General features: G+C 68.7%; 1 protein-coding gene and 1 pseudogene. Both read left to right on the top strand.

What is annotated here, in order from left to right:
* Positions 1-169 precede the first annotated feature (169 nt).
* Positions 170-1,150: a helix-turn-helix domain-containing protein gene (locus G6038_RS30645; protein WP_165042665.1), complete on the top strand. Its 981-nt coding sequence runs from the start codon at positions 170-172 to the stop codon at positions 1,148-1,150.
* Between the two features lie 120 nt (positions 1,151-1,270).
* Positions 1,271-1,616 (top strand): annotated as a pseudogene (locus tag G6038_RS30640) (hypothetical protein); the annotation flags it as partial.

Below are 1,616 nucleotides of genomic sequence, written 5' to 3'. Positions count from 1 at the left end.
CGTTGCTTGACTTTCCGGGCATCGGACTCCTCCCCGGAACCGGTCTTCTTCCCTGCCATTCGTCAATGATCAAGCAGCACGGCGCGAATCACGTGCAACGACACGCCCTATTACCGAAAGATCTTTAATGCACACTTTCGATGAAGTCGGGCCAATTCGGGAGGGTCGGATGCGGATCGCTGTCTACGCCTTCGACGGCGTCACCATGTTCCACCTCGCGGCACCGCTGATGGTGTTCGGCGAGGTGAGCCGGCTCGACCTCGCCCCGGACTGGCAGACCCGACTGTGGAGTGACCGGGCGGGGTCGGTCCGTACTGCCGAGGGGTACCCGATCGGAGAGGTCGCCGGGCCGGAAACGGTCGACTGGGCCGACATCGTCATCGTCCCGTCGTGGCCGATGCCCCCGACGCCGATCAGTACAGAACTGAAAAGACAGCTGCGCCAGGCACATGCGCGGGGTGCGTTGATAGCCGGCTTGTGCCTGGGCGCGTTCGCCGTCGCCGAGACCGGACTGCTCGACGGTCGCTCGGCGGTCACCCACTGGGAGGCGATGCCGCTGCTCGCCGAACGCTGCCCCGGCTCGGAGGTGGACTCGTCGGTGCTCTACATCGACCACGACGACGTCCTGACCTCCGCGGGAACCGCCTCGGCGATCGACGCCTGCCTGCACCTGGTGCGCAAGCATCTCGGCTCGGCGATCGCCGCCCGGGTGGCCCGGTACCTGGTCGTGGCTCCGCACCGGGAAGGCGGACAGGCGCAGTACATCGAGCGTCCCCTGGCCCGGCCCGCCACCGACACCGCGATCGCCGAGGTGCTCGAGTGGGCGCTGGCTCGACTCGACGAACCGCTCACGGTCGACCGTCTCGCCGGCCACGCGAAAATGAGCCGGCGCAGCTTCGTCCGCCACTTCCGGCAGGCGACCGGCACCACACCGGCACGCTGGATCCTCGAGCGTCGCCTGCAGGAGGCGCGCGTTCTGCTCGAGACGACCGACTGGAGCATCGACGCCGTCGCGTCCGCGTGTGGCTTCACAAGTCCCGTCACCTTCCGGCAGAACTTCGGCGCCGCCTTCGCGGTCACCCCCACGGCCTATCGGCGGCAGTTCGCATCGACCCCGACACCCCCGGTCCGCGCAAAGACACGGCTGTGACACCGGAAACCGCTCCGCCGTCACCGCGGTGAGCCGGTGGCCGTTCGTCACGGGCACGGTACGGCGGCTCGGGCTCGGAGCGGTGGTGGGCGGGCGGCGACCGGAGAATACATCGAAGATGTGCGACTCGGAGTCCTCGACATCGGCTCGAACTCGGCGCAACTGCAGATCGTGCAGGCGCTGCCGGGGGCTCCGCCGCTGCCGGTCCACGCGGTCAAGACGTCCACGCTGCTGGGGGAGGCGATCGGCGACGACGGCTGCCTGGAGGAGGCCGGTATCGAACGCGTCTGCCAGGCCGTGAGTCACACGCTCGCGGCGGCACACCGGTACGAGGTGGAACAGCTGTACCCGTTCGTCACCGCCTATCTCCATTCCGATCCGCCGCGCCGGCGCCAGGTCAGGGAGTTGCGTCACTTCGTGCGCGACACGCTGAGCGAGTCGGCGGAGCGGCTGCGCTGGGAGGGGG

The sequence above is a fragment of the Rhodococcus sp. 14C212 genome (assembly GCF_011058195.1).
Lineage (GTDB): Bacteria > Actinomycetota > Actinomycetes > Mycobacteriales > Mycobacteriaceae > Rhodococcus > Rhodococcus aetherivorans.
The sequence above is the reverse complement of the archived record's forward strand: the minus strand, read 5'-3'. Positions and strand labels throughout refer to the sequence as shown.

Coding starts and splice junctions, on each gene's coding strand:
- G6038_RS30645 (WP_165042665.1), top strand. CDS start 170: ATGCGGATCGCTGTCTACGCCTTCGACGGCGTCACCATGTTCCACCTC.